The sequence below is a fragment of the Pseudomonas sp. AM8 genome (assembly GCF_036346475.1).
Classification (GTDB): domain Bacteria; phylum Pseudomonadota; class Gammaproteobacteria; order Pseudomonadales; family Pseudomonadaceae; genus Aquipseudomonas; species Aquipseudomonas marginalis.
The window spans coordinates 206,404-223,958 of the sequence record NZ_JAOTNX010000003.1 but is presented as its reverse complement, the minus strand read 5'-3'; the positions used below and the strand labels follow the sequence as shown (position 1 = coordinate 223,958).

20 protein-coding genes and 1 riboswitch are annotated in these 17,555 nt (G+C 62.2%); of the genes, 4 read left to right on the top strand and 16 right to left on the bottom strand.

Annotated elements, in window-relative coordinates:
* Positions 1-44: 44 nt before the first annotated feature.
* The gene (gene rmuC, locus V3W40_RS10505; protein ID WP_330215064.1) at positions 45-1,409 is read right to left on the bottom strand and encodes a DNA recombination protein RmuC; all 1,365 of its coding nucleotides are present in this window, start codon (positions 1,407-1,409) and stop codon (positions 45-47) included.
* Positions 1,410-1,584: 175 nt separating this feature from the next.
* On the bottom strand, positions 1,585-1,908 hold the full coding sequence (locus tag V3W40_RS10500; protein WP_065924934.1) for a hypothetical protein: 324 nt from the start codon (positions 1,906-1,908) through the stop codon (positions 1,585-1,587).
* 457 nt (positions 1,909-2,365) lie between these two features.
* Here V3W40_RS10500 and V3W40_RS10495 point away from each other — a divergent pair, with 457 nt between their 5' ends.
* From V3W40_RS10495 to V3W40_RS10480, 4 genes are all read left to right on the top strand, one after another.
* Positions 2,366-2,671 (top strand): hypothetical protein, encoded by a 306-nt coding sequence (locus tag V3W40_RS10495; protein ID WP_065924933.1) that lies wholly within the window; start codon positions 2,366-2,368, stop codon positions 2,669-2,671.
* Positions 2,672-3,115: 444 nt separating this feature from the next.
* Positions 3,116-3,337, top strand: coding sequence for a hypothetical protein (locus V3W40_RS10490; protein WP_010563939.1), 222 nt, complete (start codon positions 3,116-3,118; stop codon positions 3,335-3,337).
* Positions 3,338-3,616: 279 nt separating this feature from the next.
* Positions 3,617-4,099 carry a hypothetical protein gene (locus V3W40_RS10485; RefSeq protein ID WP_065946840.1) on the top strand — a complete coding sequence of 161 codons (483 nt, stop codon included), beginning with the start codon at positions 3,617-3,619 and terminating at the stop codon, positions 4,097-4,099.
* A 146-nt stretch (positions 4,100-4,245) separates the two neighbouring features.
* Positions 4,246-5,529, top strand: a complete 1,284-nt coding sequence (locus V3W40_RS10480) for an OmpP1/FadL family transporter (protein WP_330214988.1) — start codon at positions 4,246-4,248, stop codon at positions 5,527-5,529.
* A 65-nt stretch (positions 5,530-5,594) separates the two neighbouring features.
* Here V3W40_RS10480 and V3W40_RS10475 read toward each other — a convergent pair whose 3' ends face one another.
* The 14 genes from V3W40_RS10475 to cobO form a co-directional block, all read right to left on the bottom strand.
* Positions 5,595-6,146, bottom strand: coding sequence for a glutathione peroxidase (locus V3W40_RS10475; RefSeq protein ID WP_090400088.1), 552 nt, complete (start codon positions 6,144-6,146; stop codon positions 5,595-5,597).
* 35 nt (positions 6,147-6,181) lie between these two features.
* On the bottom strand, positions 6,182-6,304 hold the full coding sequence (locus tag V3W40_RS10470) for a hypothetical protein (RefSeq protein ID WP_260845652.1): 123 nt from the start codon (positions 6,302-6,304) through the stop codon (positions 6,182-6,184).
* Complete coding sequence (locus V3W40_RS10465) at positions 6,301-7,500, bottom strand: MFS transporter (protein WP_166655305.1); 1,200 nt, start codon at positions 7,498-7,500, stop codon at positions 6,301-6,303. Before V3W40_RS10465 ends, V3W40_RS10470 begins: the two co-directional genes overlap by 4 nt.
* Before the next feature lie 63 nt (positions 7,501-7,563).
* Complete coding sequence (locus V3W40_RS10460; RefSeq protein WP_027603812.1) at positions 7,564-7,968, bottom strand: MarR family winged helix-turn-helix transcriptional regulator; 405 nt, start codon at positions 7,966-7,968, stop codon at positions 7,564-7,566.
* A 42-nt stretch (positions 7,969-8,010) separates the two neighbouring features.
* Positions 8,011-8,739, bottom strand: coding sequence for an adenosylcobinamide-GDP ribazoletransferase (locus tag V3W40_RS10455; protein WP_027603811.1), 729 nt, complete (start codon positions 8,737-8,739; stop codon positions 8,011-8,013).
* A gap of 2 nt (positions 8,740-8,741) precedes the next feature.
* The gene (gene cobC / locus V3W40_RS10450) at positions 8,742-9,317 is read right to left on the bottom strand and encodes an alpha-ribazole phosphatase family protein (RefSeq protein ID WP_330214987.1); all 576 of its coding nucleotides are present in this window, start codon (positions 9,315-9,317) and stop codon (positions 8,742-8,744) included.
* Positions 9,314-10,369, bottom strand: coding sequence for a nicotinate-nucleotide--dimethylbenzimidazole phosphoribosyltransferase (cobT, locus tag V3W40_RS10445; protein ID WP_323146411.1), 1,056 nt, complete (start codon positions 10,367-10,369; stop codon positions 9,314-9,316). Before cobT ends, cobC begins: the two co-directional genes overlap by 4 nt.
* Positions 10,366-10,887: a bifunctional adenosylcobinamide kinase/adenosylcobinamide-phosphate guanylyltransferase gene (gene cobU / locus V3W40_RS10440; RefSeq protein ID WP_053133123.1), complete on the bottom strand. Its 522-nt coding sequence runs from the start codon at positions 10,885-10,887 to the stop codon at positions 10,366-10,368. The genes cobT and cobU overlap by 4 nt, the downstream gene beginning before the upstream one ends.
* A gap of 358 nt (positions 10,888-11,245) precedes the next feature.
* Complete coding sequence (locus tag V3W40_RS10435; protein WP_330214986.1) at positions 11,246-12,697, bottom strand: cobyric acid synthase; 1,452 nt, start codon at positions 12,695-12,697, stop codon at positions 11,246-11,248.
* Positions 12,694-13,683 (bottom strand): threonine-phosphate decarboxylase CobD, encoded by a 990-nt coding sequence (gene cobD / locus V3W40_RS10430; protein WP_065924923.1) that lies wholly within the window; start codon positions 13,681-13,683, stop codon positions 12,694-12,696. The genes V3W40_RS10435 and cobD overlap by 4 nt, the downstream gene beginning before the upstream one ends.
* Positions 13,676-14,584: an adenosylcobinamide-phosphate synthase CbiB gene (cbiB, locus tag V3W40_RS10425; RefSeq protein ID WP_065924922.1), complete on the bottom strand. Its 909-nt coding sequence runs from the start codon at positions 14,582-14,584 to the stop codon at positions 13,676-13,678. The genes cobD and cbiB overlap by 8 nt, the downstream gene beginning before the upstream one ends.
* A complete protein-coding gene (gene bluB / locus V3W40_RS10420; RefSeq protein ID WP_330214985.1) occupies positions 14,581-15,231 on the bottom strand; it encodes a 5,6-dimethylbenzimidazole synthase in 651 nt (216 codons plus the stop codon). The genes cbiB and bluB overlap by 4 nt, the downstream gene beginning before the upstream one ends.
* On the bottom strand, positions 15,228-16,577 hold the full coding sequence (locus V3W40_RS10415; protein ID WP_065946845.1) for a cobyrinate a,c-diamide synthase: 1,350 nt from the start codon (positions 16,575-16,577) through the stop codon (positions 15,228-15,230). Before V3W40_RS10415 ends, bluB begins: the two co-directional genes overlap by 4 nt.
* A complete protein-coding gene (cobO, locus tag V3W40_RS10410) occupies positions 16,574-17,185 on the bottom strand; it encodes a cob(I)yrinic acid a,c-diamide adenosyltransferase (protein ID WP_065924919.1) in 612 nt (203 codons plus the stop codon). The genes V3W40_RS10415 and cobO overlap by 4 nt, the downstream gene beginning before the upstream one ends.
* A gap of 73 nt (positions 17,186-17,258) precedes the next feature.
* A riboswitch (cobalamin riboswitch) is annotated at positions 17,259-17,515 on the bottom strand.
* Between the last annotated feature and the right edge of the window lie 40 nt (positions 17,516-17,555).

Genomic DNA, 17,555 nt, shown 5'->3' with positions numbered 1-17,555 from the left:
ACATGTGGGAGGGGGCTACACCCCTTCCACCTTTCGGATTGTGTTTATTCGGGAAGGTGCGCCACGCCGTCGGCGTCGGTCATCGCCCGCTCCAGCAAATCCGTCGGCAGGCTTTTGCTGGCACGCGCACCGAGCAACCTTAATTGCTCGGTGCGACTGACCAGGTTTCCGCGCCCATCTGTCAGCTTGTTCCGCGCCGCGCTGTAAGCCTTATCCAACTGCTGCAGACGATTGCCCACCTCATCCAGATCCTGGATAAACAGCACGAACTTGTCGTACAGCCACCCGGCGCGTTCGGCGATTTCGCGGGCGTTCTGGCTTTGACGCTCTTGCTTCCAGAGACTGTCGATCACCCGCAGGGTGGCGAGCAGCGTCGTTGGGCTGACGATCACGATATGCCGGTCGAAAGCTTCTTGGAACAGATTCGGTTCGGCCTGCAAGGCCGCGGAAAAAGCGGCTTCGATCGGCACGAACAACAACACGAAATCCAGGCTGTGCAGGCCTTCCAGGCGTTTGTAATCCTTACCGGCCAAGCCTTTGACGTGATTGCGCAGCGACAGTACGTGCTGCTTCAAGGCTGCCTGGCCGATCACCTCATCATCCGCTGCGACATACTGCTGATACGCCGTCAGGCTGACCTTGGAATCCACCACCACCTGCTTGTCGCCCGGCAACATGATCAGCACATCCGGCTGGAAACGCTCGCCGTCCGGCCCCTTGAGGCTGACCTGGGTCTGGTACTCGCGGCCCTTCTCCAGGCCGGCGTGCTCCAGCACCCGTTCGAGGATCAGCTCGCCCCAGTTGCCCTGGGTTTTCTGGCCCTTGAGGGCGCGGGTCAGGTTGGTGGCTTCGTCTGACAGACGCAGGTTCAGCTGCTGCAGGCGTTCAAGCTCCTTGGCCAGGGAAAAGCGCTCGCGAGCCTCGTTCTGATAGCTCTCTTCCACGCGTTTTTCGAAGGACTGGATGCGTTCCTTCAAGGGGTCGAGCAACTGGCCCAGGCGCTCCTGGCTGGTCTCGGCAAAGCGCTGCTCGCGCTCATCGAAGATCTTGCCGGCCAGCTCAGCGAACTGCGCACGCAACTCGTCCCGCGAGCCTTGCAGGTCGGCGAGGCGCTGCTGATGGCTTTCCTGCTGCTCGCGCAGTTCGGCGCGCAAGGCGGCCGACAGTGCGTCGAGGCGGCGTAATTCGGTTTCCTTGGCGCTGCGGTCAAGGTTCCAGGCGTGGGCGGCGTCGCGGGCGTTGTCGCGATCGATCTGCAACAGCTCGACCTCGCGGCGCACTGCAGCCAGGTCAGCTTGCTTGGCGGCGTTGGCCTGGCTCAGATCGCTGATTTCATCGCGACTGGCATCCAGTTGAGCGGCGAGGCCCTCCTGGGCCAGTTGCGCAGTGGCCAGGCGCTCTTCGAGCAGTTCCCAGCCAGTGGTCCGCGCGGTCAACCGCCGCTGAATCTGCCAGCACACCGCCAATAAAGGCACTGCGGCGCCAGCCAGGCCCAGGGCAACACTGGTCCAGTCAAAAACCATAGCCATTTCTGCCATCACCGAAAAGGAGCAAGGTTAACCAAGCGTAGAGCGTGAGGACAGCTCAGTCTTCGACCTGACCCAGTTCCCGTTGGGCACGGCGGTCACCGGCACGGGCGGCCAGGCGCAGCAGATCGTGGCCGATGCGGCGGTCGCGGGCGTTGCCGCACTCGCGGCACATCAATTGGCCCAGACGGCTTTGCGCAGCCACTACGCCCTCACGGGCCGGCTGCTTGAGCAAGCGCCCGGCGAAGTGTTTGATGTTGGTGCTATGGCCCAGGCGTGGGCTGTCGAGCAACCACAGGGCGACTTTCAAGGAAAAACGCTTGGGTGCGGTAACAGTCTGGGAGGTATCGGTAACAGAAGGTGATACTAAGCGAAACTTCATAAAGCACTGTGGGACAGAACGGAAGGCGCGCCACTCTACTCTTTTTTTCGCACAGGTAAAGCTGAAAAAACCCGGCACGCCCGTTCTAGAGCAAGCGCTTGGGACAATCCACAGAAGCTGTGGATAACTCAGTGGACAACCAGCCTTTAACTCGCGCAAAGGCCCATGGAACGGGGCCCACAGTCAAACTGACGATTTTTTCACCAATAAAAAAAAGCCAGATTTTTCATTGACTTAAATTTCCATTGCAGGCAAATGGCGGCCCTGTCCAGCGATTGACAGCCAGGTTACACACGCCGCAACTAATGTGCACAAGTACCGATCCGATGGTTATATCCCCGGCTTTTTTTGAAGCGATAGCCTTCAAAAATGTTACCGCCGAGGCAAAACAGGGACTTTTCAAATCTTTGCCAGCTCGCCACACTGCCCGACGGACAACACAACGCTGAGTGGGCCGATGAAAGGAATGCTGTTATTCGCCGTGTTGTTACTGGCCATCTGTGCCATTTCATTAGGGATAAATGTCGTACTGCCATCCCCGGATGGGGCGTTGTTTGCCATCGCCATCCTGCTATCGGCCGCGTTCACCGCCGTGAGCCTGTGCATCGAGCTGGGTGAAGGGCGTATCGATGACATGGGCGATGTGATGAAGATGGTCGAGACCGGCCAATCCTTGCGCCTGACCCTGGCCGCCTATGGGTTGGGTTGTTCCCTGGCCGCCGCCGTCACGGTGCTGGTGTATCGCGGCCTGCTGGGCGGCTGATTGAAGTTTTTTGACTAGCACGCTTCCATTGCCTGTTTCAATCCGTTACTATCCGCAGCGTTAGTACCAAGCTGAAAGTCAATTCTGGTCGAACAACTCCCCTGAACAACACGGGATCGACCACCTCGATGGTTTCCAGGTATCACTTGCGACGACACTGCCTTTGAACAAGCAAAGGGTGCCGCGAAGTTTTAATACTCTGACCGAACCAACCTGCAAATTGATCAGGATCTTCACCCCGGGCCCAGAACCTTTGCCCTTGTTGTGTTGCCTGCCCTCCTAAGTACCTACCTGCCAGCCCAAGCGCGCCTAACTTAATCAGCGCTTCAAACTGGCTGCTTTGTTCCAGTCGGGTTCTTCGTTCGATCAATGGTGATCAACGTTACTGGAACGTTTTAACGTTGCACGGTTCTTATCCGTGTCATTTGTAGGAACACCAATAATATGTCCGCTATCCATACTCAGGATGCCATTCGCACCCTCACCAACGCTTTTGCTCCAATGAACTGCCTGATCATGGCCGCTCGCAAAGGCTGCTTCAGTTTCACCCTGGTCAACGAACACGGCATCGCCCGTCACAGCGAACGCCTGTACCCCGATCAATACTCCAGCGCTGAACCGCTGCAGGCCGTGATCGAGCGTACCCGTCAGGCACTGGTTGCCTGATCGACCCGAGTCGCTGAAACACAAAAAACCCTGCTTAAAACGCAGGGTTTTTTATTGCCCGTCATTCCTGGCTCGAGTATTTGCACTAAGTTCAAATCGATATAAACGTTATAACTGGTTGAAGAAGATGTTTTAAAAACAGTCCTTTACCTCATGAATATGACACTACACTTCAACTCAAGCGGCATGATCCGCTTCCGACGAGCCTGAGAGCCGATCCACTGCTGCCAAGCCCCCTTTCTCAGGGCTCGTCGACCCTTTTCACGGATTGAGGCATGTATGGGTATCGCAGCCAGTGAATTGTGTCGCTATGTGATCCGGCCGACCCTGACGTACCTCGGCCAGCAGAGCCCAACGGCTGAGTCACTGCTGCTGGGTATCGCGGCCAGCCAGTCGGAATTGGGTTCTGCCCTGCATGATCGACGCGGCCACGGCCTGTACAGCATCACCGAACCTCGCCATCGTGCCTTGTGGGATAACTACCTGGCGCTCGACCCCGAGCGTGCCAGCCTGGTACGCGGGCTCGCCAGCCAACACGCCTTTCTCAGTGCACCCCAACTGGAGCTCACCGTAAACCTGCGTTATGCCACGGCCATCGCCTGGCTCCTGGTCGAACAACACAGCCCTGCCCTGCCACCACCCGGTGATGTTTTAGCCATGGCGCGTATCTGGAAAGAAATATTTCATCCTCAAGGAAGGCTGCGGGATTTCACCCAGGCCTGGCAAACCTGTGTTTCCCCCTTGAATCACGTGGCCTGCTGACCGGGCAATTTGCAAGATTCGGCAAAAAAGCCGAATTTTGGTCGGATTGTCCTACAAAACCGCTCTATCTCCTGCATTACAGCCTATAGCGCGATGTTAATTTTATTGATACTTTCCGCTGCGGTGATCACCACGGAGTTCTAATAATGAAAAAAGTAATGCTCAAGACCACACTTAGCCTCGCCGTTGCCATGGCATCCTCCCAACTGTTCGCAAGCGGTTTCGCACTGAACGAACAGAGCGTCAGCGGGATGGGTACGGGTTTCGCAGGTCGCTCCTCTTCTGCCGATGATGCAAGCACTGTCTACGGTAACCCGGCCGGTATGTCCCGTCTGAATGGCCAACAAATCACCGGTGGTGTCGCTGCCATTGATGCGTCGACCGATATCAGCAATACCGGTGGCAACTCTCGCGGGTCCAACAAAGGCGACATGGTTCCGTTCACCGCGGTGCCATTCGGTTTCTACACCAACAAACTCAACGATCAGTGGGCTATCGGCTTCGGTGTATACGCACCGTTCGGCCTGGTGACCGACTATGAAAACGGCTTCCAGGGTCGCGGCTTCGGCAGCAAGAGCGAAGTGAAGGTCATGACCTTCCAGCCAACTGTCAGCTACGCGTTCAACGACCGTGTATCCATCGGTTTCGGCCCGACCATCAACCGGATTTCCGGTGTACTCGAGTCGGACAGGACCCTCAGCCCGCTTGCTTCCGATACCAACGTCAAAATCAAGGGTGACGATACCGCCCTGGGTTTCAACGTCGGCGTATTGGTCCAGGCCACCGACACCACACGCGTGGGCCTGACCTACCACTCGAAGGTCAAGTACAAGCTCGAAGGCCACACCACCGTCAGCGGCCCAGCGGCCACTCAGCCGTTCCTGCGTAACAACCGTTACGACGCCTCGCTGAAAATCGACACCCCAGAGTCCTACGACCTGTCCGTCACCCAAGACCTGACCGACGCCTGGAAACTCTATGGCGGTGCAACCTGGACGCGTTGGAGTCGCCTGAAAGAGATCACCGTCAACAACGAAGGCGTAACGGCTGCCGGCGGCTTGCTGGCGCCAACCCAACTAGGTTCCATCACCGAAGAACAAAATTGGCACGACACCTGGGCCTACGCCGTGGGTACCTCGTATCAGTTGACCAAGCAAGTCGTGCTGCGTACCGGCCTGACCTTCGACCAATCCCCGGCCAACAACACCGATCGTTCGCCGCGCATCCCGACGGGCGACCGTACGATCTTCAGCGTGGGCCTGGGCTACAAAGTCATGGATAACATGACCGTCGACCTGGCGTATTCGTACCTGAAAGAAGAAGACGTCAAGATCAACCAGACGGCTAACGCCCCGTCGACAGCCAGTTACCGCGCCAAGTACGAAAACAGTGCCAACGGTTTCGGCCTGGGCATGACCTACACCTTCTGATCCGGACGGGTGTAAAAAAGCCCCGCTCTCCTGCAAGGGAGGCGGGGCTTTTCAGTGCCCGATAATCAGGGTTTGGACGCTATCGCCTGCTCCACTGCCTTGATCAGGTCGGGGCTGTCCGGCTTGGTGAGGCTGGAGAAATCGGCAATCACCTTGCCCTGGCGGTCGACCACGTACTTGTAGAAATTCCACTTCGGCGCATTGCTCTGCTGCGCCAATACCTTGAACAGGTGCACCGCGTCCGGCCCCTTGACCTTCTGCGGCTCGGTCATGGTGAAGGTCACGCCGTAATTCACGTAGCAGACCTTGGCGGTTTCTTCGCCGGTCTTGGCTTCCTGCTTGAAGTCATCGGATGGCACGCCGATCACCTCCAACCCTTCGCCCTTGTAGCGTTGATACAGCGCTTCGAGGCCTTTGAATTGCGGCGCGAACCCGCAAAAGCTCGCCGTGTTGACGATCACCAGAGGCTTGCCGGCAAAACGTTGGCACAGGTCGATGGATTCCTTGGCGCGCAATTTGGGCAATTGACCCTCCAGCAACGGCGGGCAATCGGCAGCCAACGCCACACCGCCAAAAGCAGCCATCAGCACAGGTACAGCCAGCCAGCGCATCTGCATGTCGAAAAGTCCTTTAAAAAGTTCAGACACCGAACTTAACAGATCGACATACCCAGTTGCATCAACGCCAGGCCACCGCGCTGCCAGCCCCACCAGGCCAGGGCCAGTAACAGCGCGGTCGCGGCTGCCCCGCCGAACCAATACCAGGTCGAACTCATGCCGCCTCCATCTGCGCCTGCAATCGCGCCACCGGCCGCTCACGCACCGGCCAATTCAGGGCTGCGGCGAGCACGCTCAACAGGATCGCCACTTGCCAGATCAAATCGTAGTTACCGGTTCGATCATAGACCACCCCGCCCAACCAACCGCCAAGGAACGAGCCGAGCTGGTGGAAAAGGAACACGATCCCACCGAGCATGGAAAGATTTCGCACCCCGAACAACGTGGCGACCGTGCCGTTGGTCAGCGGTACCGTGGACAGCCACAAAAAGCCCATGGCCATGCCGAACAGGTAGGCCGTGACTTCGGTCACCGGTGCCCACAGGAACAGGATGATCACCACCGCGCGCAGCAGGTACAACCCGGTCAACAGGCGCGGCTTGGACATGCGCCCGCCAAGCCAGCCGGCGGTATAGGTGCCGAAGATATTGAACAGCCCGATCAACGCCAGCACCGTGGTGCCGACCGTGGCCGGCAAGTGCTGGTCCACCAGGTAGGCCGGCAGGTGCACACCGATAAACACCACCTGGAAACCGCAGACGAAAAAGCCGAAGGCCAGCAGCCAGAACCCGGAGTGGGAGCAGGCTTCCTTCAAGGCTTCACCCAGGGTCTGCTGGCCGGCCATGACCGGCAGCGGGCGATCCTTTAGCATGCTCACCAGCGGCAGGATCAGCGCCACCATCAAGCCCAGCGCCAGCAAGGCGGCCGACCAGCCCAGCCAACTGATCAAGCCCAACGTGCCCGGCACCATGGCGAACTGGCCAAACGAACCGGCGGCACTGGCAATGCCCATGGCCATGCTGCGCTTTTCCGGCGCCACGGCGCGGCCGACCACGCCCAGAATCACCGAAAACGATGTACCCGACAGGCCAATCCCGATCAGCAGGCCGGCACTCAAGGACAATGACCACGCCGAATCCGACAGGCCCATCAACACCAGGCCTGCGGCGTACAACACCCCGCCGACAAACACCGCCCTGGTGGCGCCGAACCGGTCGGCCAGGGCACCGGTAAACGGCTGCGCCAGGCCCCAGATCAGGTTCTGCAAGGCGATGGCAAAGGCAAAGGTCTCACGGCCCCAGCCGAATTCGCTGCTCATCGGCGCCAGGAACAGGCCGAACCCGTGCCGCACGCCCAAGGACAACGCCAGGATCAGCGCACTCCCTACAAGGATCCAACCACTGGTGCGCCACATCGACGTCATTTCTTATTCTCCGTTCGCGGGTATATACCCGCTTGTATTCGAACAAACCCGCGTTCAGGCGAGTTCATCCAGCAAGGCCAACAGGGTTTCGCGTTTTTCCGCGCCGAGTTGATCGATCAATTTCTGTTGCGCCGCCTCCCAGGCGGGTAACGCTGCCGCCAGGCGCTCTTCACCGGCGGCGGTCAACAGCACCAGGCGGTTGCGCAGGTCATCGCCCTCTACCATCCGCACCAGGCCCTCACCTTCCAACACCCGCAGGTTGCGCCCCAAGGTGCTGCGATCCAGGCCCATGGCGTCGGCCAGGCTGGAAATGCTCGGTTGATCGAGGCGCTGCAGGTTGCACAGCAAGGAATACTGGGCGACGTTGATCCCGAAGCCGTCGAGGGCGCCGTCGTAGTGCCTGCTGACGCCACGGGCGGCACGTCGCAGGTTGGTGCATAAACATTGGGAGGCAAGCATGGAACGTGTATATACCCGCGATTAAGGAAATGCAAGAAAGTGTTACAAGGCCAAACCGACCAGAACAGCCACTTCCAGCAGCTCCAGCAGCGCGCCAGCGGTATCGCCGGTGGTGCCGCCGAGGCGATTGACCATCAGTTGGCGCAGGCCGATAAAACACACGGCCGCGAGCAGCACGGCGAGCCCCCCGCTGAAACCACCGATCAGGATGCAGGCCAGGCCACTGAGGATCAGCACCTGTTGCCCGACGACGCGCGGTAGATGATCCGACAACGCCTGGCCCAACCCACCCGCTCGCACATAACGGGTGGTGAGAAACAACCCCAGCATCGACGCACGGCCGATCAACGGCGCGAGAATCAACGCCACACCGTTGCGCTGTTCGATCAAAGCCACCAGCGCGGTGAACTTGAGCAGCAACACCAGGCCCAGGGTGACCACCGCAATCGGTCCGCTGCGCGGGTCTTTCATGATGCTGAGGGTGCGCTCGCGGTCGCCGAAGCCACCCAGCCAGGCATCGGCGCTGTCCGCCAGGCCGTCGAGGTGCAAGCCGCCACTGAGCAACACCCAGGCCGTCAGCAGCAGCGCGGCGTGCAACAACAGCGGTGATCCGGTCAACAGCGTATTGAGGCCCCACAGCAGCACGCCGAACAGCAACCCGACCACGGGATAAAACAGCAACGAGCGCCCCAGCTCCTGCGGCTGCGGCATACCCGGCAGGCGAATCGGCAAACTGCTCAGGAACTGCACGGCGATCCAGAACGGCAGCATGCTCAGATTCCTTCCTTCAACACGCCATCGGCGCCGACCTGCAGGTTGAACAACCCACCATGAGCGACTTCAACATTCAGCAACTGCTCACGGGGCAGCCCCCGAGCGTGGGCCAACAGCAAACGCATCACCCCGCCGTGGCTGATCAACAGCACACGCTCACCGGCATACGCCTTATGCAGGCGCAGGACGGCGCCCAAAACCCGCTGGGAAAACGCGTTGACCGGTTCGCCCTGGGGCGGCGTGAAGCTATAGGGATCGGCCCAGAACCGGCCCAGGCCTTCGGCGTCGGTCTCCATCAGCGCCGCCGCACTCTGCCCTTCCCAGGCACCGAAGTGCAGTTCCTGCAGGTCCTTTTCCAGGCTCATCGGCACATTCAACCGCGCGCCCAATTCCTCCGCGAACCGCGCGCAGCGTTGCAGCGGCGAGCTGATCAGCCGATCCCAGGGTCCCTGTGCCACCACGGCGGCGCGCATCTGTTCCCAGCCCTTGGTGGTCAATGCATCGTCCAGGCTGCCGCGCAGGCCACCCCCCAGTTCGGTTTCGCCATGGCGCAACAGGTCCAGGTGCAAGGTCATGCCGGACGGTCTGCCACGGCCGCTTCGGCAAACGTCGCCATCTGCCCGTGCAGCGCACAGGCCAGGCGCAGCAATGGCACCGCCAACGCCGCGCCACTGCCCTCGCCCAGGCGCAGGCCGAGTTCCAGCAACGGTTGTGCATCGAGGCTCTGCAAGACATGGCGATGGCCAGGCTCGGCGCCGCGGTGGCCGAACAGCAGCCAGTCGCGGCACGCCGGGTTCAAGCGCGTGGCGACCAGCGCCGCGACGGTGCAGATAAACCCATCCACCAACACCACGATGCCTTCCTGGGCGCAGGCCAGGTAAGCCCCCACCAGGGCAGCGATTTCAAAGCCACCGAGATTGCACAGGGTGTGCAGCGCATCCCCACGCTGCGCCGCATGCACGGCCAGCGCGCGTTCGATCACCGCCACCTTGTGACTGACGCCTTGGGCATTCAATCCGGTGCCCGGGCCTGTCAGCTCGGTCACCTGGCAATCGAGCAAGGCGCAGGCCAGCGCACTGGCGGCGGTGGTGTTGCCAATGCCCATCTCGCCGCCAACAAACAACTGCGCACCGCTTTCACGGGCGCGCAGCACACTGTCGCGACCCGCCTGCAATGCCAATCGGCCCTGGGCACCGGTCATTGCCGGGCCCTTGACGAAATTGGCGGTGCCCGCGCCGATATTCAGGTGACGCACGCCATGCAGGCTCAGCGAAGGGGTCACCGTACCGAGGTCGACCACTTCCAACTGCGCATCCAGTTGCCGCGCCAATACACTGATGGCCGCGCCACCGGTGACAAAGTTATGCAGCATTTGCCCGGTCACTTCCTGGGGAAACGCCGATACACCTTCGGCAACCACGCCGTGGTCACCGGCAAAGATGGCGATCCACAGCCGGTCCACCGACGGTTTGACCTGGCCCTGCAAGCCGGCCAATTGCACCGCCAGCGCTTCCAGCTGGCCCAGGGAACCGGCCGGCTTGGTCAATTGCTGCTGGCGCGCCAGGGCTTGTTCGTACGCCGAGGCGTCAATGGCCTTACAAGGGTTGAGCCACCAGGTGTCAGTCATAACGCAGTACCTTTCAACGTCAGGGGCAGGCCGGCAACCGTCAGGACAACACGCTGACACCGCTCGGCCAAGGCTTGATGCAGCCAACCGGCTTCATCCACATAGCGGCGAGTCAATTCGCCCAGCGGCACGACACCCAGACCGGTCTCGTTGCTGACAAAAATAATTTCACCCGGCAGCACGGCCAGGGTTTCCAGCAATTGATCGCGCTCAAACGCCAGGCGTTCTGCGTCTTCGAGCATCAGCAGATTGGTCAGCCACAGGGTCAGGCAATCCACCAACAGGCAACGACCGGGCGCAGCGTTTTCGCGTAGCACACGCGCCAGCTCGACAGGTTCTTCGATCAAACCCCAGTGATCAGGGCGACGCTCGCGATGCAAGGCAACACGGGCATTCATCTCGCCGTCAAGCGGTTGGCTGGTGGCGATATAAATGACGGGCAAAGCGCTGTCGCTGGCGAGCTTTTCGGCCAAGCGGCTTTTACCGGAACGAGCGCCGCCTAAAATCAGTTGAAGCATGAGACACCCCCTACCCACCCACCACTCCACGATGCGAAGCGAGTCGCTTTTGATCTGAAGTCGCCCCGTAAACCACGCTGGCCGAACGCAGGCTTGAATCCGTGGGTAACCCGGCAGGACGCCGGGTTAGCCGCACTGGGCCAGGGATGGCCCATTGCGGCGGCCCACGGATTCAAGCCTGCGTTCGGGCACACCGAGCCCAAGCGAGGTGCCGAGTGGTGGGGCGAAGGCCTTTTGCTTACTTTTGGGCCTTTCCAAAAGTGAGCCGCTGTAAGAGCGGAACCATAAGTGGCCGTTACCGCAGGAATGGATATGTACACCGAAAGTCCCCTCCCACATTTGAACCGTGTGTACACCCTTAAACCCCACACAGCTTGCGCAATAAATCGGTGTCCAGATGGTTCTCCACCAGATCCGCCAACCGTTCGATATCACGCTCGCGAAGGGCGTGATAATCCACCTCCTGCACATCCTGCAACCCAGCCCAACGCAGCAACGCACTGCAGGCCGCCGGAGTCTCGAACACGCCATGCAGATACGTGCCAAGAATCTGCCCGTCAGCACTTTGCGCGCCGTCACGGCGACCGTCCTCCAACAGCACGGCGGCGTTCGCCAGGGCCGCGCCGCACGTCACGCCGGCATGGATCTCATAGCCACTGACCTCGGCGTCCTCCAGCAACAAACGCCCGCGTACATTACGCAACTGTTTCTCGGCTTCCAGGGTGGTACTGAACGCCAGCAGCCCCAGGCCGTCGCTGGAGCCGGCCGGCCCTTCCAGGCCCAACGGGTCGTGCACCTGCTCACCGAGCATCTGCAAGCCGCCGCAAATCCCCAGCACCTTGCCGCCGTAGCGCAAGTGCCGCGCCACGGCGGTGTCCCAGCCATGGGCACGCAGGTACGCGAGGTCGCTGCGCACGCTTTTCGAGCCGGGCAGAATGATCAGGTCGGCGGCCGGAATCGGCTGGCCCGGCCCGATGAACTGCAAGTCCACTTGGGGATGCAGGCGCAGCGGATCGAAATCCGTATGGTTGCTGATGCGCGGCAGCACCGGCACGACCACCTTGAGCACCTGCGCCGCCTTGTCGATCTGGCGTTGGTCGATACCGTCCTCGGCTTCCAGGTGCAGGTCCATCACGTAGGGCAATACGCCCACCACCGGTTTGCCGGTGCGTGCCTGCAACCAATCCAGGCCGGGTTGCAGCAGTGCGATGTCGCCGCGAAAGCGGTTGATGATGAAGCCCTTGACCCGCGCCTGTTCGCTGGGAGAGAGCAATTCCAGGGTGCCGACCAGATGGGCGAACACCCCGCCGCGGTTGATGTCGGCAATCAGCAGCACCGGGCAGTCGACGGCCTCGGCGAAGCCCATGTTGGCGATGTCATTGGCGCGCAGGTTGATCTCCGCCGGGGAGCCTGCACCCTCCACCATCACCACCGGGTAGGTTTCGCTCAACCGCGCGTGGGAGGCCAGCACCGCCTGCATCGCGATGGCTTTGTAATCGTGATACGCCACGGCATTCATGCTGGTGACCGCACGGCCATGGATGATCACCTGGGAGCCGGTGTCGCTGTTGGGCTTGAGCAGCACCGGGTTCATGTCGGTATGGGGCGCCAGGTTGGCCGCCTGGGCCTGCACCGCCTGGGCACGACCGATCTCGCCGCCCTCGGCCGTCACCGCACTGTTGAGCGCCATGTTCTGCGGTTTGAACGGCACCACGGCAATGCCCTGGCGTACCAGCCAACGGCACAACGCGGTCACCAGGGTACTTTTGCCGGCATCGGAGGTGGTGCCTTGCACCATCAGCGTACTCATGAGGCGTCCTTGTAGGCAGCCAGCGCTTCGTCGAGACGCGACCAATCGGCCTCGGTGTCGGGCAGGCCAAACCGCACGCTGCTGTTGTGCACAAACAGGCGCAGCAAGATGCCGCGCTGGGCCATGAATTCGTGCATGCGCTCGGCGTGCGGGGTGATCAACCATTGGAACAACGCGCAGCCGCCCTGGGGTTGAAAGCCACGACGCTCGAGCAGTTCAAACAAACGCTGGCCGGCCTCGATGCAGCGTGCCCGCTGCCGTGCATGACCGGCGGTATCGCGCAGGCACACTTGGCCCAGTACCCGCGTCGGCCCGCTGACAGCCCAGGGCCCAACCTGTTCGGCCAGCAACTTGAGCAGCCTGCGCTCGGCCAGCACAAAGCCCAGGCGCACCCCGGCCAGGCCGAAAAACTTGCCGAACGAACGCAGCACAATCAGGCCGACCTGATGGGCCTGGCTCGCCAGGCTCAACTGCGGGGTGACATCCATGAACGCTTCGTCCACCACCAGCCAGCCGCCGCGCTGGGCCAGCCTTGTGTGCCAGTCCAGCAGGCGTTGCGGGGCCAGGCTCAGTCCGGTGGGGTTATTGGGATTGACCACCACCAGCACGTCGAGGACGTCGAGGAAGAAGTCGACTTCCTGCTCCTGCACTTCACGCACCACGTAGCCGGCACGCCGCCAGGCCTCGGCATGTTCGGCGTAGCACGGCGACAGCACGCCGACCTTGCCGGCACGGCGCAGGCGCGGCAGCAACTGAATCGCCGCCTGGGAGCCGGGCACCGGCAGCAGATGCGCGGCGCCGTAATACTCGCTGGCCGCCTGTTCCAGGCCGTCGTCGGACTCCGGCAAGCGCGCCCAGGCCCGCAGCGGAATCTCCGGGATCGGCCATGGCCAGGGTGCGAGGCCGCTAGACAGGTCCAGCCAATCGGCCTCGGCAATCCCGTACTGAATCGCTGCCTTGCGCAGCCGGCCACCGTGCTCAAGCATAAAATTGCCCCCCCACGCAGAGAATCAGCAACCACAACCATACGCCGCGCTGTACCAGTTGCCAGCCGCGGTCGATAGAGTCGGCATCCGCCGCCGGGCCTTCGCCCAGTGGCGGACGCTGGTGCACCTCGCCGTGGTAAATCGCGGCGCCACCCAGCTCAACGCCCAACGCGCCAGCGCCGGATGCCATCACCGGCCCGGCATTGGGGCTGTCCCAGGTCGGCCCCTGGGTGCGCCAGCATTTGAGGGCCAGGCGGGTTTTGCCCAGCACGGCGTAGGTCAAGGCCACCAGGCGTGCAGGCACATAGTTGAGTACATCGTCGATCTTGGCCGCGGCCCAACCGAAACGCTCGAAGCGTTCGTTGCGATAGCCCCACATCGCGTCGAGCGTATTGCTCAGGCGGTAGAGCACCACGCCCGGTACGCCGGCGACGACAAACCAGAACAACGCGGCAAACACCGCATCGCTGCCGTTTTCCAGCACCGATTCGGTGGCGGCACGGGCGACTTCAGTCCGATCCAGTTCACTGGTCTGGCGGCTGACCAGGTAGCTCACCCGTGTGCGGGCCGCGTCGAGGTCATCGCTGCGCAGGGCCTGGGCCACCGGGATCACATGCTCGCCGAGGCTGCGCATGCCGAGGGCGCAGTACAACGCGAGGATCTCCAGGACCCAGCCGATATACGGCGCCCACGACAACGCGGTGGCCAGCAGGGTCAATGGCACCACGGCGATAACCCACGCGGTCACGCCATGGCTGCGCCAGCCCCGGCCACCGCTGTTGAAACGCTGCTCGATGCGCCCGGCAAAATTGCCGAACGCCACCAGCGGATGCCAGCGCCTGGGCTCGCCCAGCAGCGCATCCAGCGCCACTGCTGCGACACACAGCAAGGCCACACTCATTGACTCACTCCCCACGCATTTTCATACACCATGTCACTCAACGGCCGAGGCTCGGTCCAGCCTTCGATCTGCAACATCGGTGCCGGGTAAAACTCCGTCACCGGCCCCAGGCACAAGACCGCCAGGGGTTTCGCACCGGGCGGCAGGCCCAGCAGGTCGGCCAGGGCCTGGGGTTCGAACAGCGAGACCCAGCCCATGCCCAACCCCTCGACCCGCGCGGCCAGCCACAGGTTCTGGATCGCACAGGACAGCGACGCCAGGTCCATCTCCGGCAAGGTGCGCCGCCCGAAGATGTGGCGCTCGCGATCATCCATCAACGCCGCCACCAGCACTTCGGCGCAGTCGTGAATGCCTTCGACCTTGAGCTTCATGAACGCATCGGAGCGCTCGCCCAACGCCTCGGCGGTGCGCACGCGTTCTTCTTCCACCAACTGTTGAATCCGGCTGCGCAACGCGCGGTCGCTGATGCGGATAAACCGCCAGGGCTGCATCAGGCCGACACTGGGCGCCTGGTGCGCGGCCTGGAGCAGGCGATGCAGCAATTCGGGCGCGACACTGCCGCCGCTGAAGTGGCGCATGTCGCGGCGTTCGGCGATGGCGCGGTAGACGGCGTCGCGGTCGGCCTGGGGGAAAGCGTTGTCGGTCATGGCCCTATCGGGGGCAAGCCCCCTCCCACAGTGGATGGGGTTTCAGCTCGGTCCGGGGCAAACAACGCGGCTACCGCCGTCGGATTCGACGGGAAATAGAAGTGCACGTAAGAGGCCGTCATCCGCCCGTGCCGGAACACCGCTTCGGCACCGCGCCCACCGTTCGGGCTCAGGCCACGGGCAATCGGCTGGCACTCGGTGCTGGTCAGGGAATGGTGGTACGTGTGCCCGCGCAGCACGCCTTCCGGCAGTTCGACACTTTGCAGGGCCAGGGCCGCGAGTTTCTTTTGCATCACCGCATCGCCTTGCAGCAGGCCGACCAGTTCGGCGCGGGTGCCGTCGACATCGGTGAGCGAGTCCAGCAGGTAGAGCATGCCGCCACACTCGGCGAGCAAGGGTTTGCCGGCGGCATGATGGTTACGAATGGCGTCAAGCATCGGCGTGTTTTGCGACAGCGCCTGGTGGTGCAATTCCGGGTAACCGCCGGGCAAATACAGGCTGTCAGCCTCGGGCAGCTGGCGATCATGGATCGGCGAGAAGAAGTGCAACTCGGCCCCCATCGCCCGCAGCAGGTCGAGGCTGGCGCCATAGGTGAAGGCGAAGGCTTCGTCACGGGCCACCGCAATGCGCACACCGGCCAGCAATGGTTCGGCCATGATCACTTCCGGCGCGGCGAAGGTCACCGGTGGCGGCAATGCGACTTCGCAGCTGCTGCCCAGGGCCTGGGCGGCGGCGTCCAGGCGCACGTCGAGGTCATTCAGCTCGCTGGCCTGCACCAGGCCCAAATGGCGGCTGGGCAGTTCGATCCCGGTTTCGCGGGACAGGGCGCCATACCAACGCAAGCCTTCGGTGAGGCTGCCTTCCAGCAACTGCGCATGGCGCAGGGTGCCGACGCGGTTGGCCAGCACCCCGGCAAACGGCAGGTCCGGCTGATAGCGCGCCAGGCCCAGGGCCAGGGCGCCAAACGTCTGGGCCATGGCGGTGCCGTCGATCACACCGAGCACCGGCACGCCGAAATGCCGCGCCAGGTCGGCGCTGGACGGTGTGCCATCGAACAGGCCCATCACGCCTTCGATCAGGATCAGGTCGGCCTCACCCGCCGCTTCCCACAGCAGGCGGCGACTTTCCTGCTCGCCCACCATCCACATGTCCAATTGATACACCGGCGCACCGCTGGCGCGCTCGTGGATCATCGGGTCCAGGAAATCCGGGCCGCATTTGAACACGCGTACCCTGCGCCCCAGGTTGCGGTGCAAACGGGCCAGCGCGGCGGTGACGGTGGTTTTGCCCTGGCCGGACGCCGGTGCAGCGATCAGGACGGCCGGGCAGTGACGGGGCTGATTCAAAGTTCGACGCCCTTCTGTGCCTTGATCCCGGCCTGGAACGCGTGCTTGAGCATGCCCATTTCGGTGACGGTATCGCCCATTTCGATCAACTCAGGCTTGGCGCCACGACCGGTGACGACCACGTGCTGCATCGGCGGACGCGCTTGCAGGTCGCTGAGGACCTGGTCCAAGTCGAGGTAACCATGCTTGAGGGCGATGTTCAGCTCATCCAGCACCACCAGGCCGATGCGCGGGTCTTGCAGCAGTTCGCGGGACACGGCCCAGGCGGCTTCGGCGGCAGCGATATCGCGCTGGCGGTCCTGGGTCTCCCAGGTGAAGCCTTCGCCCATCACGTGGAAACGCACTTGCTCGGGGAAACGGCGGAAGAACAACTCCTCACCGGTGCTGTTGCGCCCCTTGATGAACTGCACCACACCGCACTGCATGCCGTGGCCCATAGCGCGCGCGAGCATGCCGAATGCCGAGCTGCTCTTGCCTTTGCCGTTGCCGGTCAGCACCAGCAGCAAGCCGCACTCATTGGGGGAATTGGCGATGCGCTCGTCGATCACGGCTTTTTTGCGCAGCATGCGCGCCAGGTGGCGTTCGTCGCGGTCGGGGGTATCGGTCATGGCAGCTCTCCATTGGGGCTGGACAAAAACGGCAGGCAGGAAAAAACAGACAGCCAAGCATCGCCCACCGTGATGCTGTTGGATGATCCAGGCCGGTCTCCGGGCTCATGAGTGGTGCGCTGGCTCATCGACAGAGCGAACACGCCGACGGCGCGCCTTCCCATATCGCGGGCGATACAGTGGCAAAAGGCACCGTCTTGACTCATTTACCGTTGCGGGGGCAGCGCCGGAATCGCGGCAGCACTGTGTACAAGTGCGCTCGCTCACCGGCTTCCCTGTTTCACTCGGTCGACCCATGGGTCACAGAGCACCTGGAACAAGCCGCGAAGGTTAGTGGGTTGGGGGTGGAGCGTCAATTAAAGCTGGCCTT